Consider the following 23,323-nt stretch of genomic DNA (forward strand, 5'->3'; position numbering starts at 1 on the left):
ATCAATCAAAAAACTTAGCAATTATACTATAGAATTCGTCCGGGACGAAAGGTTTTGTAATCACATCATTCATTCCGAAAGATAAAAGCATATCTCTGTTTTCGTCAAGCGAAATAGCGGTTAAAGCAATAATTGGAGTGTTTTTGTCAAATTCCCTGATCAGTTTTGTTGCTGTAGTTCCATTAATGCCTGGTAAATGTACATCCATTAAAACCATGTCAAAACGTTTGACTTTTAAAAGCTCTACCGCTTCTTCACCATTGTCGAGAATTTCACAGCAAATAGCCTTGTTTTCCAACATTTTTCTAGTAATCATTTGATTGATTTTGTTGTCTTCAATCAATAAAATTGATTTGTGCTTTAATTGTTTGTCGTTATAAGGTTTTGCTTCTGCAATCATTACTAAAGGCTCTCTGTTAATGCTGAAATTTAATTTGAAAGTAAATGTAGATCCTTTGCCAACTTCACTTTTTAATTTTATTTCACCTCCTAAAAGCTCGATTAATTTTTTTACTATCGTAAGGCCTAAACCAGTTCCGCCATATTTTCGATTTACTTCAATAGAACCTTGCGAGAAGCTTTCAAAAACAGTTTGTAATTTGTCTTCAGGAATGCCAATTCCGGTGTCTATAATTTCAAAATAAACAGTTGCAGTTTCTTCTTCAATGGCATATAATTTTGCAATTACATTTACATTTCCGTTTTGAGTAAACTTAAGAGCGTTATTGATTAAGTTTAAAATGATTTGAGATAATTTAGTCGGATCTCCAATTAAATTATCCGGAATAGTTTTGTCGATTTCGAGATTAAAGTAGTTTTTATTGGCTGTTGCCAATTCTTTTAACGAGCTTTGGATATTGAATAAAAGCTCTTTTAAATTAAAGCTTATGTTTTCTATCTCCACTTTAGTAGAGTCAATTTTATTGATTTCAAGAATTTCGTTGATAAAAGTAGTAAGATAATTTCCTGAAAACTTTAAGGATTCTAAATATTTAAGCTGAGTTTTTTTGGGATTGTCTTCGAGTAGTAAATGTGTTATTCCATTAATCGCGTTCAACGGGGTCCGCAGCTCGTGACTTACGGTAGATAAAAATTCAGATCTGGCTTTGGATGCTTTTTCGGCCTTATTTTTGGCTAAAATAAGCTCTTTGTTTTTTTCCCTTAAAAGTAAATTATTTTGGTTCCGAATAATATTGTTTTTATATAAGGCCAAACTTAAAAGTGATAAAATTGAAATCAGGGCAATGGCCAAAATACTAACCAATTTAGAATAGCGATAGGTTTTTAATTGTATTTTTTCTTCGCTTTCGCGTTTAAGTGTGTTGTTTATAGATTGTGTTTTTTTGAATTTTTCATACTCGTTAAGATCCAGTTTGGCATTTTTTAACTTTAGAATGTAATTTTCAATTTGATAATGTTCGTCAAGATAAGAGTAAGCAAGATCAAAGTTCCTGTTTTTTTTATAGTACTGACTTATGGCTAAAATGATCTTTGATTTTTGAACCAAATTATTGTTTTTGACACTGCAATCTATAGCATTGTCAAAGTATACAAGTGCTGAATCGTTTCTCTTTAGCTGAGTTTCAATTAAACCAAGCTGATAATAAGAATCTGTTTTGGTTTTAAGGATTTTTGGATTATCTGGTTTATTTACTATTTTTTGGAAAGTTTTTGCAGCAAGAGGTAAATTTTTGCTCGCTTTTAATGCCATGGCTTTCTGATAATTTAAAACTTCAGCATGGTCAACAAGCTTTAATTGTTTTAGAAGGCTATTGGCTCTTTGATAGTAAACATTGGCAACATCATAATTTCCTTTTGCAGTATTGCTGGCACCAATGTAATTTAAAGCTAAAACCTTGGTACAGGTGGGTTTTACTTTGTCAAATAAAGAAACGCTTTTATGAAAGCTTTTTAGGGCTTCATCATACCTCTGCTGGTTGTAGAAAATTTTCCCAAGCTTAAAAGTTTGATTGGCTAAATTTTCTCCTTTATTATTTGTTTGACAGAAATCGATTGATTTTTTGGTATAAAAAACAGCCTGATTGTACTTTTTCTTATCCAGATTTGAGTTTGCTAATTTATTATAATAGGAAATGCTATCTGTATTCTTTTTTTGAGTTTGAGAATACAAAAATGAATTAAAAAAACAAATAAGAATAAGAAGTTGGTATTTCATGTATGGCAGTGCTTTTACAATGAATTTATGTTTTCCTTATCAGTAAAATCAAATCTATTAACCTTGATGAATACCCAATTTCGTTATCGTACCAACCCACAACTTTTACCATTTTGTCAATTACAGAGGTAAGTTGTGCATCAAACAAGCACGAATGCGTATTGCCAATTACATCGACAGAAACAATTGGATCTTCTGTATAATCTAATATTCCTTTTAAATTCGTTTTTGAGGCTTCTTCAAATGCTTTATTAATCTCTTCAATAGTAACAGCACGTTTTACATTAAACGTAATATCTGTCAATGAACCATCCGGAACCGGAACACGAATGCCACAACCTCCAATTTTTTGATGCAATTTAGGAAAAATTTTTGTTAATGCCTTAGCTGCACCAGTAGTTGTTGGAACAATTGACTGACTTGCACCTCTCGCCCTGCGTAAATCCTTATGTGGCTGGTCATGAAGGCTTTGGTCAGTTGTGTAAGAATGTATCGTTGTAATGTACGCTTGCTCGATTCCGCACAACTCTTCAATGATTTTTATCATTGGAGCAGCGTTATTTGTCGTGCAACTTGCATTCGAAACGATTAGTTCCTGTCCGTCTAAAATATTTTCATTTACTCCTAAAACTACTGTTTTTATTGTATCAACTTCTGATGGAGCTGAAAGAATTACTCTTTTTGCTCCAACTTCAATATGTGCATTTAATTCTTCATGCGTTTTATATTTCCCTGTTGATTCGATTACAAAATCAATAGAATGACTTTTCCAGTCTAAATTTGAAATACTTTTTTCATGAAAAAACAAAAAATGTTTTCCGTCAACAATAATGCCTTCCTCGTCGTGACTTACTTTAAAAGGAAGAACTCCGTGTATACTGTCGTATTTTATCAAATGCGACATGGTTTTATTATCAGCAATATCATTAATCGCAATTACTTCAATTTCTGGGTGGTTTATAAGAAGGCGGAATAAATTTCTTCCAATTCTTCCAAAACCATTAATAGCAATTCTAGTTTTCAAACGAGTTGTTTATTTGTTTAGTCGTTTATTTGTTTAATCGGTTTGACAATTAAACAAATCAATGATTCACCTTTTTTATAAAATATGTTTTTGTGCTTTATAGGAAGAACGAACCAAAGGTCCGCTTTCTACGTGACGGAAACCTAATTCAAGACCAAATTTCTCATATTTAGCAAATTGCTCCGGGGTTATGAATTCTTTTACAGGTAAGTGTTTCTTACTTGGTTGTAGGTATTGACCAATAGTAACAACATCGACATTTGCATTGCGTAAATCGGTCATGGTTTGAAACACTTCCTCTTCAGTTTCGCCAAGACCAAGCATGATTCCAGATTTAGTTCTGTTAATTCCTTTCTCTTTTAAATAGCGTAAAACTTCCAAACTACGATCGTATTTTGCCTGAATACGCACTTCACGTGTTAAACGACGTACGGTTTCAACATTATGTGACACTACTTCAGCATTTGCTTCTACAACTCGGTCAAGATTTCTTTCGATTCCCTGAAAATCCGGAATTAAAGTTTCAAGCGTTGTGTTTGGGTTCATTCTACGGATTGCTTTAACAGTTTCAATCCAGATAATTGATCCGCCATCTTTTAAATCATCTCTGTCAACACTTGTAATTACTGCATGTTTAATGTTCATGATTTTAATAGAGCGCGCTACTTTTTCAGGTTCATCCCAATCTACCGTCTCTGGTCTGCCGGTTTTTACTCCACAAAATCCACAAGAACGAGTACAGACATTTCCTAAAATCATAAAAGTGGCCGTCCCTTCACCCCAACATTCTCCCATATTTGGGCAACTTCCCGAGGTGCAAATTGTGTTTAAGCTGTATTTGTCAACTAAACCACGAAGTTCAGTATATTTTTGTCCAATTGGAAGTTTGACTTTTAACCATTTAGGTTTTCCAGTTGGTATATTTTCAATGACTGTTTCCATATATCAAAATTCAAAGTACAAAGATACGCATTGTTGTTTATTTGTGGATTTGTTTATGGGTTAATTTGAAACGGTATTGTTATGATTCTGTGAAAGTGGTCTGATAATTATTTATCAGAAGTGTTAAATAGTTGTTTTTATAATCTGGTAGCACTTTAAAATTTAAGGGTTTGTTTGTTTACTAGGGTTTGCGGTATAATTATTTTAATCTAATGGACTTTCCCTCATTTAAAATTTATATCTTTATTTGTTAAAAAACAACCCTAAAAAGAATAATATAATACTAACTGTGTAGTACATTTGTTGTTAAATTGAAATAAAATAAAGATGAAAAAGAAATTTATTGTATTAGGAGTTTTATTTGCCACTTTTGGTTTTACTAAAATCAATGCGCAAATTAATTTTGGAGAAAAAGCAATTGGTGCTGTTCAAAAAGGTGTTAGCGGTTTTACATTTAGTAATGCTGATGCTGCTGCACTATCCAAAGCAGCAGTAGATAAATTGGATAAAGAAAACGAAATAGCAGCTGCAACAGATGGATATACTTTAAGATTGAACAGAGTTTTTGGGAAATACACTGCCGGGGAAGATTATACTTTAAATTATAAAGTATATAAATTAAAAGAAGTAAATGCTTTCGCTACTGCTGATGGAAGTGTTCGTGTCTATTCAGGTTTGATGGATATTATGGATGATAATGAACTACTTGCTGTAATTGGGCATGAAATTGGTCACGTTGCGAATCACGACTCACAAGATGCTATAAAAGCGGCTTATAAAAAAGAAGCTTTAATGGATGCTGCAGCTTCACAATCAACAACTGTTGCTACAGTTACAGATAGTCAGTTAGGGAAAATAGGAAGCGCTATTATTGATAGTAAATTTAGTCGTAAACAAGAGGCAGAAGCAGATTTGTTTGCTTATAATTTCATGAAAAAGAATGGTTATAATGTAAATGCTGAAGAATCTGCGTTTAGAATCTTAGCTAAAATGAGTGAAGGATCACAAGCTTCTTTTATTGATCAAATGATGAGTTCACATCCGGATTCAAAACAAAGGGCAGAGGACGCTAAAAAGAGAGCAGAAAAAGATGGTTTATATAAACCATATGTACAGCAAAAAATTGTGAATACAGTTCCGGTTCCGGCTAAAAAAGCAGCTACGAAGAAAACAACTAAAAAGAAATAACAATTTCTTTTATAAAAGCAAAACCCGACAATTTTTTTGTCGGGTTTTTTATTTTTATGATTAACCTAAAACGTGATGTGCCAATACTTTTTGAACATCATAAACATTTACAGATTTAGTGAACTGTTTAACAATGCTTGGTTGTAATTCACTGGAAACCCAAATTTTTAATTCGGCATCCAAATCAAAAGTTCCTGCTGTTTCTACGCTAAATCTTGTAATACTTTTGTAAGCAATCGATTTGTATTCTGTTTTGCTTCCAGTGATTCCCTGAACATCAACAAGAATTAATCTTTTATTAGTGAAAATAAAAGTATCACGAATCAATTTGAAACCCATTTCGATTGATTCATTATCCGTTAAAAGCTGTCCGTAGTTTTTTAATAAATCTTCCTGACTTACAGAACCTGCATTACCGAGAAGTGCTGAAAATATTCCCATTTTTTAGTTTTTAATTTTAATAAAATGTTTTTCTTTTTATGAATGGTAAAAGTAATTAAATTAAAAAAAGTGTGATAATTAATTTCAGGCAAAGTCGCAGAGTCACAAAGAAAAACTTAAAATAAGGCTTTGCGACTCTGCGAGATTCATTTTGAAGTAAAGTAAAAATCTTAATTTCTTGGTGATTTACAAGAGGACAAAAAAAAGCAGAACCTAAGTTCTGCTTTTTTTTTATTATTCTACTTCCGTTTTTATGGTTATTGGAAGGTTATATGCTGTTCGTACTGTTTTTCCATTTAATATTCCAGGAGTCCATTTTGCTTTTATTGATTTCAAAACTCTGATGGCTTCTTTTCCTAAGCCATAACCCGGATCTTTTATTACCGTTATATCCGTAATTGAACCGTCTCTTTCAATTACAAAAGAAACATATACTCTAAGTGTTTTTTCAGCATCCAATTCTGGTTTGTGAAAATTGTTTCCAACATAAGTGTAAAATTGAGCTATTCCTCCAGGGAATTCAGGCATTTTATCTAATACAGCAGTATTTACAGGGTCATTAGTTGCCGGCGTAATTTCTGTGCCGTTACCGCTGCTACCAGTTGATGGTAGAGTGTTTACTACTGTACCAGTTCCGGTTGAAGCATTATCGACAACAGGAGTGTTATCTGTGTTGGGTGCAATAACTTCTGGTGTCGCTTGATCTGCTCTTGTAACAACAGGATTTACCAATTGTGTATTAGTAGCTGGTGGCGTAGCTGCACTTTGCTGTGGCGGTGCAATTGTTTCTTCTGTTTTTGGAATAACAGGCTGGTCGTGAAATTCGGTTACTACAAATGGTTCAGGAATAATAGGCTCCGTTTCTATCACGCCTTGTGTTCCGAATTTACTAATCAACATCGACGCAGTTCCCAGACTTGCTAATAATAGCAGTCCCATAAATAGCGCTGTAATTGTGGTTTTTGAATTCTCCTGGCGTAATTGATACGCGCCGTACTCTTTGTTTTTGTTTTCGAAAACAAGATCGGTCCAAGTGGTTTCGTAGATGTTTGATTTAGACATGTTTATTGGATTTTAAGGTTAAGTAACATTTAAATCATAAGCAGTAAGGTTTTGGTTTTAGCAACAACGCAGGTATTGTTGTTTTAGTGTGTGAATAATTTATTATTTTAAGAAAAAATGCTAATTTATTTTATTCTTTACCTAAAGATAATAAATTATCTGTTACGTTCGATGATTTCTGCCAATAATTTTTTAGCACGAAGAAGCTTTACTTTTACGTTGCTTAAAGGCTCATCAATTTTAAGGGCAATTTCCTGATACGTCATTTCCTGAAAATAACGTAACTGAATGACTTCCTGATAATGGGGTTTTAATTCTTTGATGCATAAAAGCAAACGAGATAAATTTTGCTCTTTAATTAAAGCATCTTCTGCAGATGGAGTAGGGTCGGCAATATTGTATGCCTGTTGATCTTCAGAATCAGTAATTTCGATAAAAAGATTGGTTTTCTTTTTGCGCAATAAATCAATATAGACATTTTTTGCGATCGCAATTAGCCAGGTGTTGAATTGAAATTCTGAGTTGTAAGTAGCAATTTTGTCGAAAGCTTTTGAGAAAGTTTCGATGGTTATATCTTCGGCAATAGTTTCGTTTTCAGTACGTTTTAACATAAAACCGTACACTTCATTCCAATAAAAATCTAATAAAAAAGTAAAGGCAATCTGGTCGCCTTTTTTTGCTTTTTCTATTTTAGAATTTATTTCCAATGTACAGGTTTTGAAAAGAGATTAGTTATAAAGATATTAATTTGTGTGAATATAAGCACCATCTCTACCACCGGAAACCATATTTTAAGATCATTTTCTTTTAATTTTCCAGCCGAAAACCCAATTACGGTCCACGCAACTGTGTAGCGAGTAGCTAATATTGCTAATACAGCGATCCATTGAAATTGGAAAGCAAGTAAAAGTATAACCAATAAAAAGAAGAATAATTGTGAAGTGTAAAAAAGACCTAACTGCATTTTATCAAAAAATTTATAATATTCTGCAGTAGAAATATGTCTTCTTTTTTGAGTAAACCATTCTTTATAAGATTCTTTTGGTTTAGAATAAGTAAAACTTTCCGGATTGTATGAAATAGTAGCATTACTTTTGTTGGCCGCCTGATTAATAAATAAATCATCATCGCCTGAACGAACCTGAATATGATCTATAAAGCCATTTACATTAAAGAATTCTTCTTTTTTATAAGCCAAATTTCGTCCAACTCCCATATATGGAGCTCCAATTTTAGCCCATGAAAAATATTGTACAGCTGTTAAAACAGTTTCAAAACGGATAATTTTATTTAATAGAGAGCGCTCGATTTTTTCATAACCACCGTATCCTAGAACAATGGTTTTGTTCATTGTGAATTGCGAAGTCATTGTTGTAATCCAATCCTTTGAATTTGGATAACAATCGGCATCAGTAAATAATAGATATTCTTTTTTTGAAGCTTTGATTCCTAAAGTTAAAGCATATTTTTTATTTCCCCAGAAAGCTTCATTGTTTTGAACTTTTACCAAACGAATATTGGAATATTGTTTTTCGAATTCTTCAAAAACTTCTAAAGTTTCGTCGCTTGAAGCATCGTCAATTAATACAATTTCAAAATCAGGATAGTCTTGTTCTGCTAATAAAGGAATAAACTTTTTTACATTCTCTTCTTCATTTTTAGCGCAGACAATTACAGAAACTGAAAGTTTTTTCGAAGTAATTTCTTGAGGTTTACTGAAGGCAAATTTTCCAAAAATACCTAAGTAATAGAAAACCTGAATAAAAACAATAGCAATAAAGAAGTAAAATAAAGTTATAAGCATCTGATTTTAATGTCTTTTAATTTTTGAATCTTGCGCGTGCAAATGTACTTATGAATTCCTAATTTTCAATGGATAAAACCGATTTACTTTCGGCATTTCGACATTTCTTTTGCAACAGCAATAGACTGAGGGTTTTCTGTTTTTTCTAATTCCGAAATTATGTTTTTGTAATTGTGGTCGTCACGGTTTTGAGACAGTTTTTTGGTTGCCTGAATTTCATCAATTTCTATCTCGAAACCAAAAATTCCTCTGGCTTCACGCATCGTTTTTGCTGACAATTCCTCAATACGAACCGGATTCTCTGAATTAGCTTCATATTTATCAACCAACTTTTTTAGTTGTTCAATTGAAGCAGCTTCGTCTACAATTTTAATTCTCCCATAAACATGTACAGCTATGTAATTCCATGTTGGTACATTTTCATGATCATACCAAGACGAAGAAATATAACTGTGTGGCCCCGTAAAAATAGCCAAAACCTGATCGTTTTCTGTGAAACCTTCAGCTTGCGGATTTAGTTTTGAAATATGTCCTTGCAGAATTTCTTTTCCATCAGCACTGACTTCAAGTTCCATCGGAATATGAGTAGCACATAATTTTCCGTTAGTCTGATTGATCAGAATTCCAAAACTATTTTCTTTCAAAAAACTTCTGATAGATTCAGGATCTTCGTTTTTGTATATTTCAGGTGTATACATTGTCTTGTTTTTTATGCTACGAATTACGCCAATTTTCACTAATTAATTTTAGCTAATTTGTAATTGTTTTGTTAAATCACATTCACTTCAGCTTCAATATGAATTCCGAAAGTTTCAAAAACAGTTTTTTGCACATCTCTCGAAACGGCCAAAATTTCCTGACCGGTTGCATTTCCGTAATTTACTAAAACCAATGCCTGATTTTTATGTACTCCGGCATCACCAAAACGTTTTCCTTTAAAACCGGCTTGTTCAATTAACCATCCAGCCGGAATTTTTACTTCAGTTTCAGAAACTTCGTAATATTTCATTTCAGGAAACTTTTGATGAATCTTCTCAAAATGAGATTTCAATAAAATTGGGTTTTTAAAGAAGCTTCCGCTATTTCCCAATTCTTTCGGATCTGGTAATTTACTTTGTCTGATCGCGATTACGGCATTGCTTACATCTTTTAAAGTTGGAGTTGTAACATTGTTTTTAGCCAATTCAGCCGTAATATCTCCATAAGAAGTATTGATTTTATGATTGCGTTTCGTTAATTTATAAATTACCGATGTAATGACATATTGATCTTTAATTTCATTTTTAAAGATGCTTTCTCTGTATCCAAAATTACATTCAGTATTCGTGAAGGTTTTTATTTCCTGAGATTCTATATTAATCGCTTCGCATGAAACAAAAGTGTCTTTTATTTCAGTTCCGTATGCACCAATATTCTGAACCGGAGTTGTGCCAACATTTCCCGGAATCAGGGACATGTTTTCTAAACCACCAAAATTATTGTCAATTGTCCAAAGTACAAAGTCGTGCCAGGTTTCGCCAGCCTGACTTTCAACCCAAACAAAATCTCCATCTTCTTTAATGATTTGTTTACCTTTTAAATCAATATGAATGACCAAAGCGTCAATATCTTTGGTTAAAAGCATATTGCTTCCTCCTCCTAAAATAAATTTTTTCTCGTTTTTGTTTTCTTCTAAAATAGTTTTCAATTCAGCAACCGAATGTACTGCAACAAATTGTTTGGCTTTGGCTTCAATACCAAAAGTATTGTAGTTTTTTAAAGAAAAATTGGATTGGATTTCCATAAATAAAAGGCTTTTTGAATCCCAAAAGCTTGGGATAATTCTGAGCTCAAAAGTAAGGATTATAATTTATTTGAACTCAATTTCTGTAAAATAACAGATTAGAGTTTTATCAATAAATAAATTGAGTGTCATATTGTTTTTCTTTGACCTTTTTAATGTGCTTTTATTTTATAGCCGCAATAAATCGTTGCATTTCTTTCATGGTTCCTATTGTAATTCGGGTCCATTTTCCGTTTTCTTCATAAATTTTTGTTCCTTGTATATTATGATCTTCCAGTTGTTTGAAATAATCTTTTTTATAATTGTCTAAAGAGAAATAAACAAAGTTGGAGTAGGATGGAATGCAGGTTAAATTAAGAAGGGTAAGTTGATCTATCGTATATTTTTTTACTTCCTGATTTGATGCATATACTTGTTGAATAAACTTTTCATCATTTAAGGATGCTATTGCTGCAGCCGTCGACACCACACTAACAGCCATGTTTTGAGATGATCTTACGGTGTCAAGTTCTTCAATAGTAGTAGAATGGGCTATAGCATATCCAACCCGTGCTCCGGCCAAACCATACATTTTTGAAAAAGTCTTAGTGATAATCAAATTTTTATTCTCGATAACTAAATCACTTAATGATTGTTCTTTTGTAAAATCGATATACGCTTCATCAACAAAAACAATGGCTTTCTTTGTTGCTTCTTTTATAAAGGACACCAGTTCTTCTCTATTGCATATTGTTCCTGTTGGGTTATTAGGATTGCAGATATAAATCATTTTGGTATCTGAATTAATAGCTTTTAACATAGCTGGTAAGTCGTGCTTTTTGTCTTTAGTTAATGGAATCGTGATTTTCTTAAGTCCTAATTTTTCAGAAGGAGCAGCCCAGTAATCGAATGTAGTTTCGGCCAATAGAAAATTGCCTTTTTTTAATGCAGTATATTGGAGTATTAAATCTAAAATTTCTGTTGAACCGGCGCCTAACAAAATGTTATTGTCTGAAACACTATTCTTTTTAGCAATAAGTGCGATTAATTCTGAGGAAAGATCCCATCCATATCTATTGCTGCTATTAACGCTTTTTGTCATTGCGGCCCGAGCTAACGGAGAGGGGCCATAAGGATTTTCGTTTGACCGAAGTGTTACGGGAGAATTGTCTAAATCAGGAAAAGTATATTCTTCAGTAGGATTTGCAAATGCTTCAAAGTTATAAAATCCCAATGCTACAGTGCCTAAACTTATTTGTTTTAACCAATTTCTTCTGTTATTCATCTCTATTTCAGATTAAATTAAACAATTTCTTTAACAATATGTCGTTGAGATGGAAGAAAAGTTACGAGTGTATTTTTCTTAATATAGTTCAGAATTTTAAAAGCGTTTTTTTATTTTTAAAACCGGTTTAATGGTTTGGTTTAGGCAATAAAAAAGCCTTCATATCTGAAGGCTTCTGTATAAATATTTGTGTAATTTTATTTTGTAGCTAGTTTTTTAGAAAGAGAAATTGAATTGTCTCCAATAAAGTTAGAGGCTATTTCCATTTTCTGTTTTCCAAAAGTTTCATCAAAAGATTTTCTGTTTTCCTTTTCTTTGTAGGATACAGTGGTTTTTTTCTCAGATTTGTTTAAAATATCTTTAATCATATTTTTCATAACAACATCATTTTAATAATACAAAGGTATAAAAAATTATTTGAACTCGTCTTTAATCTCAAATGTTATAAAATTATAGGCTCTACATTTGCTAGGGTCATATCTCTGATAATCAACTTTGTCAATGTTGATGATTGAATTTGGTTGTTTGCCGGTTTCTGCATTTTCGATGATTTTCAAATCACTAATTATACCTCCTTTTATAATGAAACAACTTTCAATAGAAGCCAAATTATTATTCAACCCCATTTTGTATAATCTATGTTTTGCAGAAGTATTTCCGAAAATGGTTAAAATGGAGTTGGGAGAGATGGATAAAAAATCCAAAGCACAAGTGAAAACCGTTTTTAAAACTTTTTTACCATCTTTATTATTTTCTCGTGACATGTCAGAAATGGATTCCAAGCCATTTTCATCAATAAAGATATTGCCGAATCCTAAATTATAATATCGTTCTAAACCAGGGTGTGGGTATTTGATTATGGCTATTCTTTTAGGGATTTCTCTTTCGCCTTTACTAACAAAATCGTATTTGGTATGCAAAGGATTACTGTCTACCTGCTCGAATTCATAGGATTCATTTATTAAATCTTCCATTCATTGGTTTTAAATGAAGGCAAATCTAAAATAAATAGTGTAATATCTTGTTAAAGTTATTGTGAATTTTCTTGTTGGCTTTGAGGAAGCTGGAATTTGATTTTTTTAGATTGAATAAAATATGAGCTTAACCGCAAGGAGCGCAAAGTATTACGCCATGAACGCTAAGCTTTGCGAACTTTGCGTAATACTTTGCGCTCCTTGCGGTTAAATTTTACGCAAATCTAATAACTCATGATATTTACCCGCAATAATCTTCATATTAATATCATAATTCGCATTCTCCTCTACGAACTTTCGATTCTGCAAAATAGCATTATTTCGAGATTCAACATTTTCAAAAGACCAAATCAATTCCTCAGCCAGCATTTGGATATTGTCAATTTCAATTAATCGTCCGTTTTCGCGATGTTTGATCCAACTTTGATTTCCGGGAATATCAGAAACAATCGGATAACAACTGCTAGCCATGGCTTCAAACAAAGATGCTGAAACACCTTCTGTAATAGGCATACTTATGTAAATATTCGATTGTTGTAATAATTTAGGAAGTTCTGTATTCGGAATTCTTCCTGTAAAGATCACTTTGTTTTCGATTTGTAAGGCTATCGCTAAATCTTTTAAGAACTGTAATCGGGTTCCGTCGCCAACAATTGTCAAAGTAAAATCTATTCCTTTTTGATGTAAAATAGCAAAAGCTTTCAAAATAGAATCATGACGATATTCCGGTTGTAAAGAACGGGTTACAATCGCTTCAATTTTATTTGAATTATTTACAGAAGGAGCAAAAAGCGTCAAATCAATCCCTTTTGGAATTACCAAAACTTTGCTCATATCAACGCCAATTGCTCGCATCGAAATCGTCATAACCGGTCCCCAGGCGTGAATTAAATCGGCTTTTTTGAAGGCGTGTTTCTGAATAATTTTTTTAAATGGCAATAAAACTGAGCCTTCCGGCCATAAATCAGTTCGGCCTTGTTGAGCAATTGCAATCGGATGCAGACCTGAAATCGCTGCAAGAAAACCGTAACTGGTGGTTCTTTCAGCAATAATCATATCTGGTTTTTCGCGTCGGATTGTTTTTCGAATAGAAATGGGAGAGAAAGCATATTCTAAAATACGTTTGAATCGGTTGATTTTTGAATTGTTTGGTGTTTGAAGTTCCCAGGTACAGATTTCAAAATCGCCAAATTCCTTCAAACCTTTCATCCATGTGATAGCATCAGCGCGATACGATTCTCCCAGAAAAAGTATTTTTCTTTTTTTCATTCGGTAAACTTAATTTTTTTTCGTCACGAATTTCACGAATCAGCACGAATTTAATTAGTGGAAATTAGTGAAATTCGTGGCAACTTTCTTCTAAAACTCGTCAGTGTCTAAAGCACGATTGATGAATTCGTTTAATGGTTTTAAAGCGATTAATTTTTTGCTCATTTTGGCAACGAAATCTTTTTGCGTCACTTCAGCAATATCATATTTTTGAGTAGCTGTAAAACTTTTCAATTTTAAGAACTCAATTGCAGGATGATCCTTTTCATAACCACGAGGCATGCTTTTAAGGGAATTGGTTTCGTTTACATCTAAACTTCCAAATTCCTTTTTGAAGTTTTTATCAGCCAAAATAGCTTCTAAATCATCATGAAAAAAAGCAATTTCTTTTCGCACTTTCTTCAAATCTGCAGCTTCCGGCGAATAAAATCCGCCGGCGATAAAGCTGGCGCCTTTTTCAATATGTACATAATATCCTGCCCGATTAGCACCTTTGGCTCCCGTAGACATCCAGACACCTAAATGCGCTTTATAAGGCGATTTGTCTTTAGAAAACCGAATATCGCGATTGATTCGGAAGGTACAATTCTTAACTTCTAATAATTCCAAAGAAGGATCAAGTGGTTTCATGACATCCAGAAAATCACTCACCAATTGATGATAATCTTTTTTAAAAATCTCGTATCGTTTTTTATTATCCTGAAACCAGTCTCTGTTGTTGTTCTTTTTTAAATCGTCTAAAAATTGCAATGATTCTTTCGTAAGCATATTTTTTGTGTTATTGCAGTTGTTCTTTTAAGTTTTGTTCAGTCGTCAAGCCTATTAACTTCTTTTGTACCGCTTTGTTTTCATAGATCAAAATAGTTGGAAGCTGGGTGATTTTCATTGTTTCCGCCAAAGTTTTGTTTTTATCAACATCAATTCGGATGATCACTACTTTATCAGTCATTTCTTTTTGCATTTTCAAAATGTACGGTTCCATTTGTTTGCAAGGCCCGCACCATTCGGCATAAAAATCGACTAAAACTTTTTTGTCAGTATTAAGTAAATCGTTAAAATCATTCATTGTCATTCCAACTTCTGCTGTCGGAGTTTTCGAAAGCCCTTCTTCATTCCAATTCATGATCCCGCCATCTAATTCATAAATGGTTGTAAATCCTAATTCTTGTAATTTTACTGCTGCTTTTTTGCTTCTTCCACCACTTAAACAATACACAAAAACAGGTTTTGACTTATCGTATGATTCGGTTTTTGCAGCAAAATCTTCGCTATTCCAATTTACATTTACAGCATTATCAATATGTTCAGATTTAAATTCATCAGGAGTTCTAACGTCTAAAATTTGAGGGTTTTCAGTTGTTTTGATTTTATCTGCAAATTCCTTTGGTGCAATCGATTCAAAAGGTTTTGCTTTTTGTTCGTTGCAAGCGAATAACAGAATTGAAACTATAAGCAATAAAATTTTGGGGAATTTCATGATATTGAATTTAAAAATAGTTACGCTAAAGTAATGATTTTTCATTTTTGAATTCATAATGGAATGATAAAATCAATATAGTTTTGAGGTTTTGTTTGCCACGAATTTCACAAATTAGCACGAATTTTTTATTTTCGTCTTGTATTCGTTTTGACAAAGTTCAAAACTTTGTCAAAGCTTTAATTGGTAAAAATTAGTGAAATTCGTGGCAAACAAAAAATCTACAAATTGAATATCTTATAGCTCTGATGCGTCGATTTTACAATTGCTTCCGTACGATCCGGATGTGTATCTGAAATAAAAAGCTGACCAAAAGTCTCGCTGTTCACCATTTCAATGATTTTGGAAACACGGGTTTCGTCTAGTTTATCAAAAATATCATCAAAAAGCAAAAGAGGTTTTACACCGCTTTGTTTTTTTAGAAATTCAAATTGAGCTAATTTTAAAGCAATCAAAAAAGATTTTTGCTGCCCCTGTGATCCGAATTTTTTTATAGGATGAGAATCTATTTCAAAAGACAAATCATCTTTATGAATCCCGACACTCGTATAATGTAGTGCTCTGTCTTTATTAATGTTTTCCTGTAAAAGGGTCAATAAATCCTTTTCGTACAGATGACTTTCATAAACCAATTGCACCGTTTCTTCAGAACCGGTTATCGCTTGATGGTGTATATTAAATATAGGTATAAATTGTTCGAGGAAATCTTTTCGCTTTTCGAAAATAGATTGCCCATAACTGTTTAGCTGCTCATTATATATAGATAAGGTATCGTTGTCAAAAGTATGGTTGAGTGCAAAATACTTCAAAAGGGCATTTCGCTGTACAATTACTTTTTGATATTGAATAAGCTGATGCAGGTAAGTGGAATCTAATTGCGAAATTACACTGTCCATAAATTTGCGTCGTGTCTCGCTTCCTTCTACAATCAAATCACGATCTGCCGGAGAAATAATTACTAATGGAATAAAACCAATATGATCGGAGAATTTGTCGTAAGCCTTGCCGTTTCTTTTTAAAACCTTTTTTTGCCCTTTTTTTAAACTGCAGACAATTTGTTCCGTTCTGTCATTTTTTTCTAATTCGGCATCAATCACAAAAAACTCTTCGCCATGTTTGATATTTTGAACCGCTAACGGATTAAAATAGCTTTTTCCATATGCCAAATGATAGATTGCATCCAGCACATTAGTCTTGCCAATTCCGTTTTTACCAACAAAACAATTGATTTTGCGGTCGAAATCAAAACTGACTTCGGCGAAATTTTTATAATTGAATAGAGAAATTTTGTTTAAATGCATTTTTTAAGGAACTCTAAAGGTAAAATTTGAAGTTTTTTATAGCCGAGACTTTGTTTTTTGCCACGGATTGTGAAAATCTGTGAAATCTGTGGCTAAAATTTTATTATTAGCCTGGAAAATCTGCGTTTTAGAACATCAAAAATTTGAGGGTGCAAATTATCGAAAATTATTGATATAAAAGGCTTTTGGCGCTTTTCAGGATGAATTATTTTAGTACTGAGGAGAAACGACTTAGCGTTTGGGAAAATATTTTTTTTAAAATAGTGATAAAATTGATTTTTTTTGCCTCAGTTTCAATAAAAATTTTATTTTTGCCGTTCACTAAATTAATTTTAAATGGCTACTTACAATAAAAGAGGATATAAAGCACCAAAAGAAAAGGAAGTTAAAGAAGTAAATGAAGAAACACAGGTAATCATTGACGAAAAAGACAGCACAACAGCTGGTGTTTTTTCTAAATTAGATGAAACTGCTTCAAAAACTGAGGATTGGGTTGCTAAAAATCAAAAAATCATTATTGGTTTAGTTGCTGGTATTGCAGTTGCTACTATTGGATATTTGGCTTACCAAAAATTTATCGAGGCTCCTAAGCAAGATGAAGCTGCAAATGAAATGTTTGTTGCTCAACAAAATTTTCAAAAAGCGACTGATGGTGTTGCAAGTGATTCATTATATAAATTAGCATTGAATGGTTCAGAAGGTAAATTTGGATTCGTGAAAATTGCTGATGAGTATTCTGGAACTGATGCTGGAAACTTAGCAAATTACTATGCTGGTATGGCATATTTGAATACAGGTAAATTTGATAACGCTATTAAATATTTAGGGGATTTCAAATCTGAGGACATGATTTTAAGCGCTTTGGCAAAAGGTGCTATCGGAGATGCGTATTCTCAAAAAAATCAACAAAAAGAAGCTTTAGAGTATTATGTAAAAGCGGCTGAATCAAATAAAAATGATTTTACAACGCCTCGTTTCTTACTTAAAGCTGGAAAAACAGCTTGGCTTTAGGTCAAAAAGAAGATGCGCTGAAATACTTAACTGATATTAAAGAAAACTTCGATGCAACTCCAGAAGCAGCTTCTGTAGATGTATTGATTGGATTAGCACAATAAAAATTTTAGACTTTAGATTTTAGATTGTAGATTTGTAATTAAGAATCTAAATTCTAAAATCAAAAAATTTAAAATAGTACAGATGGCTACCGAAAATAAAAATTTATCAGAATACGATAAAAACACAATCCCAAATGCGAAAGATTTTCGATTTGGGATTGTTGTTTCTGAATGGAATGAAACCATAACAGAAGGATTATATAATGGCGCTTTTGATGCCCTAGTTGATTGTGATGTACCGGCGCAGCAAATTGTTCGTTGGAATGTTCCTGGAAGTTTTGAGCTGATTTATGGCGCAAAGAAGATGTTGCAAACACAAAATGTAGATGCCGTAATTGTAATTGGATGTGTAATTCAGGGAGAGACAAAACACTTTGATTTTGTATGCGAAGGTGTTACACAAGGAATTAAAGATTTGAATGTTCAAACGGATATTCCGGTTATTTTTGTGTTTTGACAGATAATAACATGCAACAATCAATCGATAGAAGCGGAGGAGTTCACGGAAACAAAGGAACCGAAGCGGCAATTGCAGCAATTAAGATGGCGTATATTCGTCAACAGGCTTCAATGTCTCATCCATTTAACCAGCCTTTATTGTCTTCAGGTGCAATTCAGATTGAAGAAACACCAATAAAAATCGAGAACGAATAAAACACAATTGTTTTAAAAATACTAAAACCTATACTGTGTAAAATAGTATAGGTTTTTTGTTTTTTTTATGATAGTACTTATTCAAAAAACCAACGGAAATTCATTAAATTTGTAAACCTTGGTTTAGATTTCAAATCAAATCTTAAATCGTTAATCTACAATCTAAAATTTTAAATGTCGAGTATAATTCAATTACTTCCTGATCACGTTGCTAATCAAATTGCTGCCGGAGAAGTGGTTCAAAGACCAGCTTCAGTCGTAAAAGAGCTTTTAGAAAATGCTGTTGATGCTGATGCAACCGACATTAAATTAATTATTAAGGATGCTGGAAAATCATTAGTACAGGTTATTGATAATGGTAAAGGAATGAGTGTGACTGATGCGCGTTTGTGTTTTGAGCGTCATGCAACTTCAAAAATCCGCCAGGCAGAAGATTTATTTTCTTTATGTACAAAAGGTTTCCGTGGAGAGGCTTTGGCGTCTATTGCGGCGATTGCGCACATGGAAATGAAAACCAAACAAGATCAGGAAGAACTAGGAACGCATATTGTAATTGAAGGAAGTAAATTTGTATCTCAGGAAGCGGCTGTTTTGCCAAAAGGGACTTCATTTGCGGTTAAAAACTTATTTTTTAATATTCCGGCCCGTCGTAATTTCCTAAAATCCGATACGGTTGAATTTCGTCATGTTATGGATGAATTTCAGCGTGTAGCTTTGGCACATCCAAATATTCATTTTACTTTTTATCATAATGGCAGCGAAATGTACAATTTACCTGCTGCAGGATATCGCCAACGTGTTGTTGGAATTTTTTCGGGAAAAACCAATGAGAAATTAGTTCCGGTTAATGAAGATACAGAAATTATAAACGTTCAGGGATTTGTTTGTAAACCTGAATTTGCTAAGAAAAACAGGGGAGAACAGTTCTTTTTTGTAAACGATCGTTTCATCAAAAGTGGTTATCTGCATCATGCAGTTATGGCAGCTTACGACGGACTTTTGAAAGATGGCTCACAACCGAGTTATTTCTTATATCTGCAAGTTCCGCCAAATACTATTGACATCAATATTCATCCAACAAAAACAGAAATTAAGTTTGATGATGAACAAGCCTTATATGCTATTTTAAGAGCTTCAATAAAACACAGTTTAGGACAATTTAATGTGGCTCCGGTTTTAGATTTTGATCGCGATGCCAATTTAGATACACCTTATCATTATAAAGATTTAGAAGCTGAAACACCAACGATTCAGGTTGATGGCACTTTTAATCCGTTTACGGATGATAAAACCAATCAACATTATTCAAAAGCGGTTTCTTCAGGATCGGGATCTTCTTCTGGTTCCGGTTTTAGTTCAGGATCAAATTCGTATTCAGGATATTCTAAAAGAGTAGAACCAACCGCAAGTTGGGAAAGTTTGTATGTAGGTTTGGATACCGAAAGTATTGAAAGCTCGCCTTTTACCTTTGAAAATGAAGAAGTAACTTCATCCTTATTTAACGATGGTGAGGTAGAAACGGCAAGTCAGAAAACATATCAGATTCATAAAAAATATATTGTTTCGCCTATAAAATCAGGAATGGTTATCGTTGATCAGCAACGTGCGCACCAACGTATTTTGTACGAACAATTTTTGCTGAATATGACAGTAAATCAGGCTTCAAGCCAGCAATTGTTATTTCCGTTGAATTTATTTTATTCTTCAGATGAAATGACATTGATCGAAGAATTGAAACCTTCATTAGAAACAACCGGTTTTGTTTTTGATGAAGCACAGACAGATCATATTGTAATTTCTGGAATACCGGTCAATATTACAGAAAGTGAAGTTTCATTGGTAATAGAACAATTATTAAGTGATTTGCAGGACGGAATTCCGGCAAGCAGTTACAGTCAGAATGATACAATTGCCAAATCGATGGCTAAAAGTTTAGCGGTTAAAACGGGATCTTATTTAACCGAAAAAGAACAAGATAATCTGGTAAACGGGTTGTTTGCCTGCAAAGATCCAAATATTTCACCTTTTCAAAAACCTACTTTCATCACAATGCGTGTTGAAGATATAGATAAAAAGTTTGCCATATGATGAAGATAACTCCTGTTGTAAAACAATTACTGATAATTAATATTATCTTTTTTATTGGTGCTCAATTAGTGCCGATTTCTTATGAGTATTTAGCGCTTTTTTTTCCTGAAAATCCTGGATTCAAATTTTGGCAACCTATTACCCATATGTTTATGCATGGCGGATTTACTCATATTGCATTTAATATGTTTGCGCTGTATTCGTTCGGATCAACTTTGGAGCACTTTTGGGGTGGAAAGAAATTTTTGTTTTTCTATATTTCATGTGGGCTAGGTGCGGCTTTGGTTAATTTTGCTGTTAATTATTATTTTTATCAGGACAGTTTAAATATTTTATTGGCAAATGGATTTCATAAAACAGATATTCTCAACTTATTAAATGAGGGTAAAATCGATACAAGATGGCAGGAAATTTTGACCGTTTCTGAATTTAAACATTTTACTGAAGCGTATTTAGGAACAGTAGTTGGTGCATCTGGTGCAGTTTATGGATTGTTAATTGCTTTTACTTTTATGTTTCCTAATGCAGAACTAGGAATTATGTTTATTCCAATTCCAATAAAAGCAAAGTATTTTGTTCCAATTTATATGTTGTTATTTGATGGTTTTTTTGGAATTTTCGGAAGTTCATTTATGGGAATAGAGTCTGGTATTGCTCATTATGCACATATTGGAGGTGCTCTTTTTGGTTTTTTAATTATGTGGTATTGGAAAAAAAATCAGTTTAATAGTAATCGTTGGAATTAATTTTTAACTTTAAGTTCTAATTATAAAAACTAAAGAAAGCTTTTATGAATATTTTAGATGATTTAAAACTACAATATAAAATAGGAGGAATTGCGCTGCGTGTTATTTACTGGAATATTGCCTGTTTCCTGATTTCATTGGTGTTTTTCTATCAATATTCAGGTGGAGGTTTTGCTTATCCGGATTGGCTGGCTTTATCATCAGATCCAAATAGTTTTTTAATCAGACCCTGGACATTTTTAACTTACGCTTTTTTTCATTCATCATTTTTGCATTTGTTGTTTAATATGATGGTTTTGAATTTTGCCAGTCAATTATTCCTCACCTTTTTTACACAAAAACAATATTTAGGATTGTATATCTTAAGTGCCATTTTCGCAGGAATTGTTTTTGCATTAAGCTATTATTTTTTAAGCTACTCTGCATCTATTGTTGGCGCTTCTGCTGCAATTATGGCAATTTTAGTGGCGGCAACAACCTATCAGCCTTTAATGAACGTACGTTTATTATTGATCGGAAATGTAAAATTGTGGCATATTACAGCTGTAATTTTAATTCTGGACTTAATGCAGCTTCGTTTAGAAAATATGGGAGGCCATATTTCGCATTTAGCTGGCGCATTGTTCGGATTTATTTTTATCAAATTGCTTCAAAACGGTACGGATTTGAGTATCATTATTTCCAGAACAATTGATTTCTTTGTAAATCTATTTAAAAAATCCCCTTCGACCCCATTCAAAAAAGTTCATAAAAATTATCAAAAACCTACAGAAAAAGTGACGTCAAGAATTGTTACGAAAGACAAAACGCAGCAACAGATTGATGAAATTTTAGATAAGATCAGCCAGTCCGGCTATGATTGTCTGACAAAAGAAGAAAAAGAGTTTTTATTTAAAGCTGGAAAATAATCCTTTTAGCAACAAAATATGAAAAACCTTTCGTGGTTTAATAAGATAATGTTCTTTTTGAATATAGTGCTGACTGTCCTTACATTTAGTGTCTATATTTTACCTTTTCTAGCACCTAAGAGTTTTCCGCTTTTATCGGTGCTGACGCTGTTTATGCCGGCTTTTTTTGTGCTAAATGCACTCTTCTTTGTTTATTGGGCGATTCAGTTTAAAAAGCGTCTTATTTTGTCTGGTTTAGTTCTGCTGACTGGAATTACATTTATCAGTAAGTTTTACAAATTTTCAGCAAAAGAATATGTTAAAGACGAAAAAGACTTCTCTGTAATGAGTTACAATGTGCGTCTTTTTAATGTTTTTAAATGGCTCGATCGTGAAGATATTCCGTCCAACATTAAAACTTTTATTGACGAAAAAGATCCGGATATTTTGTGTATTCAGGAATATTCGAATTCAGCTCATTTGGATTTAAAAGTATACCCGCATCGTTATATTTTTATTGATGGAAATCAAATTAAAACGGGTCAGGCAATTTTTTCCAAATTCCCAATATTATATGAAGGGAATATCATCTTTCCAAATTCAGATAACAATGTGATTTATGCTGATATAAAACGAGGCAAAGATATTATTCGTGTTTATAATATGCACTTACAATCTATTAAAATTTCACCGGATGTTGCTAAAATTTCAAATGATATTGATAATGTAAATCAACAAAAATCGCAGTTGATCTACACTAGAATTAGCAAAGGATTTAGACAACAACAGGAGCAGGCCGAAATATTTAAAGAGAATATTAAGCAATGTAAAAACCCGATTATTATTTGTGGAGATATGAATAACAGTCCTTTTTCATATGTATACCGAAATATAAAAGGAAAGCTTAAAGATACTTTTGAAGAAGCTGGCGGAGGTTTTGGGGCAACTTATAAATTCCGTTATTATCCTGCACGAATTGATTATATTTTTGCAGACAGTAAAATGAAAGTCAAACAATTTGAAAGTTTTTCTGATTTCGAAAATTCAGATCATTACCCTATTATGACCAGGCTCTCGATAGAATAGTTTTTTACCGCAAAGAGCGCAAAGGTATACGCTAAGTTTAAA

At 32.8% G+C, this 23,323-nt stretch carries 21 protein-coding genes and 2 pseudogenes; 7 read left to right on the forward strand and 16 right to left on the reverse strand.

Features of this window, described 5'->3' with window-relative positions; genetic code table 11:
• Position 1 precedes the first annotated feature (1 nt).
• From IHE43_RS06580 to lipA, 3 genes are all read right to left on the reverse strand, one after another.
• Positions 2-2,176, reverse strand: coding sequence for an ATP-binding protein (locus IHE43_RS06580; protein WP_192187208.1), 2,175 nt, complete (start codon positions 2,174-2,176; stop codon positions 2-4).
• Between the two features lie 25 nt (positions 2,177-2,201).
• Positions 2,202-3,200 carry a type I glyceraldehyde-3-phosphate dehydrogenase gene (gene gap, locus IHE43_RS06585; protein WP_192187209.1) on the reverse strand — a complete coding sequence of 333 codons (999 nt, stop codon included), beginning with the start codon at positions 3,198-3,200 and terminating at the stop codon, positions 2,202-2,204.
• Positions 3,201-3,275: 75 nt separating this feature from the next.
• On the reverse strand, positions 3,276-4,142 hold the full coding sequence (lipA, locus tag IHE43_RS06590) for a lipoyl synthase (protein WP_192187210.1): 867 nt from the start codon (positions 4,140-4,142) through the stop codon (positions 3,276-3,278).
• A 327-nt stretch (positions 4,143-4,469) separates the two neighbouring features.
• On the opposite strand from lipA, the gene IHE43_RS06595 reads away from it, so the two are divergent.
• Positions 4,470-5,330: a M48 family metalloprotease gene (locus IHE43_RS06595; RefSeq protein WP_192187211.1), complete on the forward strand. Its 861-nt coding sequence runs from the start codon at positions 4,470-4,472 to the stop codon at positions 5,328-5,330.
• 60 nt (positions 5,331-5,390) lie between these two features.
• On the opposite strand, the gene IHE43_RS06600 is transcribed toward IHE43_RS06595, so the two are convergent.
• The 13 genes from IHE43_RS06600 to IHE43_RS06660 form a co-directional block, all read right to left on the reverse strand.
• On the reverse strand, positions 5,391-5,771 hold the full coding sequence (locus tag IHE43_RS06600) for a PH domain-containing protein (RefSeq protein WP_192187212.1): 381 nt from the start codon (positions 5,769-5,771) through the stop codon (positions 5,391-5,393).
• A 234-nt stretch (positions 5,772-6,005) separates the two neighbouring features.
• On the reverse strand, positions 6,006-6,833 hold the full coding sequence (locus tag IHE43_RS06605) for an energy transducer TonB (protein ID WP_192187213.1): 828 nt from the start codon (positions 6,831-6,833) through the stop codon (positions 6,006-6,008).
• Positions 6,834-6,988: 155 nt separating this feature from the next.
• On the reverse strand, positions 6,989-7,540 hold the full coding sequence (locus tag IHE43_RS06610; RefSeq protein WP_074659495.1) for an RNA polymerase sigma factor: 552 nt from the start codon (positions 7,538-7,540) through the stop codon (positions 6,989-6,991).
• Entirely contained in the window at positions 7,531-8,637 is a 1,107-nt protein-coding gene (locus IHE43_RS06615; RefSeq protein ID WP_192187214.1) for a glycosyltransferase, read from the reverse strand. The genes IHE43_RS06610 and IHE43_RS06615 overlap by 10 nt, the downstream gene beginning before the upstream one ends.
• 83 nt (positions 8,638-8,720) lie before the next feature.
• Positions 8,721-9,335, reverse strand: a complete 615-nt coding sequence (locus tag IHE43_RS06620; RefSeq protein ID WP_192187215.1) for an FMN-binding negative transcriptional regulator — start codon at positions 9,333-9,335, stop codon at positions 8,721-8,723.
• Between the two features lie 71 nt (positions 9,336-9,406).
• Positions 9,407-10,420 (reverse strand): UDP-N-acetylmuramate dehydrogenase, encoded by a 1,014-nt coding sequence (murB, locus tag IHE43_RS06625; RefSeq protein WP_192187216.1) that lies wholly within the window; start codon positions 10,418-10,420, stop codon positions 9,407-9,409.
• A gap of 163 nt (positions 10,421-10,583) precedes the next feature.
• Positions 10,584-11,684, reverse strand: a complete 1,101-nt coding sequence (hisC, locus tag IHE43_RS06630) for a histidinol-phosphate transaminase (protein ID WP_192187217.1) — start codon at positions 11,682-11,684, stop codon at positions 10,584-10,586.
• 197 nt (positions 11,685-11,881) lie between these two features.
• On the reverse strand, positions 11,882-12,061 hold the full coding sequence (locus IHE43_RS06635) for a hypothetical protein (protein WP_192187218.1): 180 nt from the start codon (positions 12,059-12,061) through the stop codon (positions 11,882-11,884).
• A 36-nt stretch (positions 12,062-12,097) separates the two neighbouring features.
• Positions 12,098-12,658 (reverse strand): hypothetical protein, encoded by a 561-nt coding sequence (locus IHE43_RS06640; RefSeq protein ID WP_192187219.1) that lies wholly within the window; start codon positions 12,656-12,658, stop codon positions 12,098-12,100.
• 207 nt (positions 12,659-12,865) lie between these two features.
• Positions 12,866-13,927: a glycosyltransferase gene (locus IHE43_RS06645; protein ID WP_192187220.1), complete on the reverse strand. Its 1,062-nt coding sequence runs from the start codon at positions 13,925-13,927 to the stop codon at positions 12,866-12,868.
• Positions 13,928-14,017: 90 nt separating this feature from the next.
• A complete protein-coding gene (locus tag IHE43_RS06650) occupies positions 14,018-14,695 on the reverse strand; it encodes a DUF2461 domain-containing protein (RefSeq protein WP_192187221.1) in 678 nt (225 codons plus the stop codon).
• A gap of 10 nt (positions 14,696-14,705) precedes the next feature.
• A complete protein-coding gene (locus IHE43_RS06655; protein ID WP_192187222.1) occupies positions 14,706-15,404 on the reverse strand; it encodes a thioredoxin domain-containing protein in 699 nt (232 codons plus the stop codon).
• 221 nt (positions 15,405-15,625) lie between these two features.
• The gene (locus IHE43_RS06660; RefSeq protein WP_192187223.1) at positions 15,626-16,705 is read right to left on the reverse strand and encodes a DNA replication/repair protein RecF; all 1,080 of its coding nucleotides are present in this window, start codon (positions 16,703-16,705) and stop codon (positions 15,626-15,628) included.
• A gap of 336 nt (positions 16,706-17,041) precedes the next feature.
• On the opposite strand from IHE43_RS06660, the pseudogene IHE43_RS06665 reads away from it, so the two are divergent.
• The 6 genes and pseudogenes from IHE43_RS06665 to IHE43_RS06690 all read left to right on the forward strand — a co-directional run bounded on the left by IHE43_RS06665 (position 17,042) and on the right by IHE43_RS06690 (position 23,281).
• Positions 17,042-17,820 (forward strand): annotated as a pseudogene (locus IHE43_RS06665) (tol-pal system YbgF family protein).
• Between the two features lie 82 nt (positions 17,821-17,902).
• Positions 17,903-18,474 (forward strand): annotated as a pseudogene (gene ribH, locus IHE43_RS06670) (6,7-dimethyl-8-ribityllumazine synthase).
• Between the two features lie 174 nt (positions 18,475-18,648).
• Positions 18,649-20,562 carry a DNA mismatch repair endonuclease MutL gene (gene mutL, locus IHE43_RS06675; protein WP_192187224.1) on the forward strand — a complete coding sequence of 638 codons (1,914 nt, stop codon included), beginning with the start codon at positions 18,649-18,651 and terminating at the stop codon, positions 20,560-20,562.
• Positions 20,559-21,308 carry a rhomboid family intramembrane serine protease gene (locus IHE43_RS06680; RefSeq protein ID WP_192187225.1) on the forward strand — a complete coding sequence of 250 codons (750 nt, stop codon included), beginning with the start codon at positions 20,559-20,561 and terminating at the stop codon, positions 21,306-21,308. Before mutL ends, IHE43_RS06680 begins: the two co-directional genes overlap by 4 nt.
• A gap of 44 nt (positions 21,309-21,352) precedes the next feature.
• The gene (locus tag IHE43_RS06685; protein WP_192187226.1) at positions 21,353-22,216 is read left to right on the forward strand and encodes a rhomboid family intramembrane serine protease; all 864 of its coding nucleotides are present in this window, start codon (positions 21,353-21,355) and stop codon (positions 22,214-22,216) included.
• Between the two features lie 18 nt (positions 22,217-22,234).
• A complete protein-coding gene (locus tag IHE43_RS06690; protein WP_192187227.1) occupies positions 22,235-23,281 on the forward strand; it encodes an endonuclease/exonuclease/phosphatase family protein in 1,047 nt (348 codons plus the stop codon).
• The last annotated feature ends 42 nt before the right edge of the window (positions 23,282-23,323 follow it).

This window comes from Flavobacterium sp. MDT1-60 (genome assembly GCF_014844035.1).
GTDB lineage: Bacteria > Bacteroidota > Bacteroidia > Flavobacteriales > Flavobacteriaceae > Flavobacterium.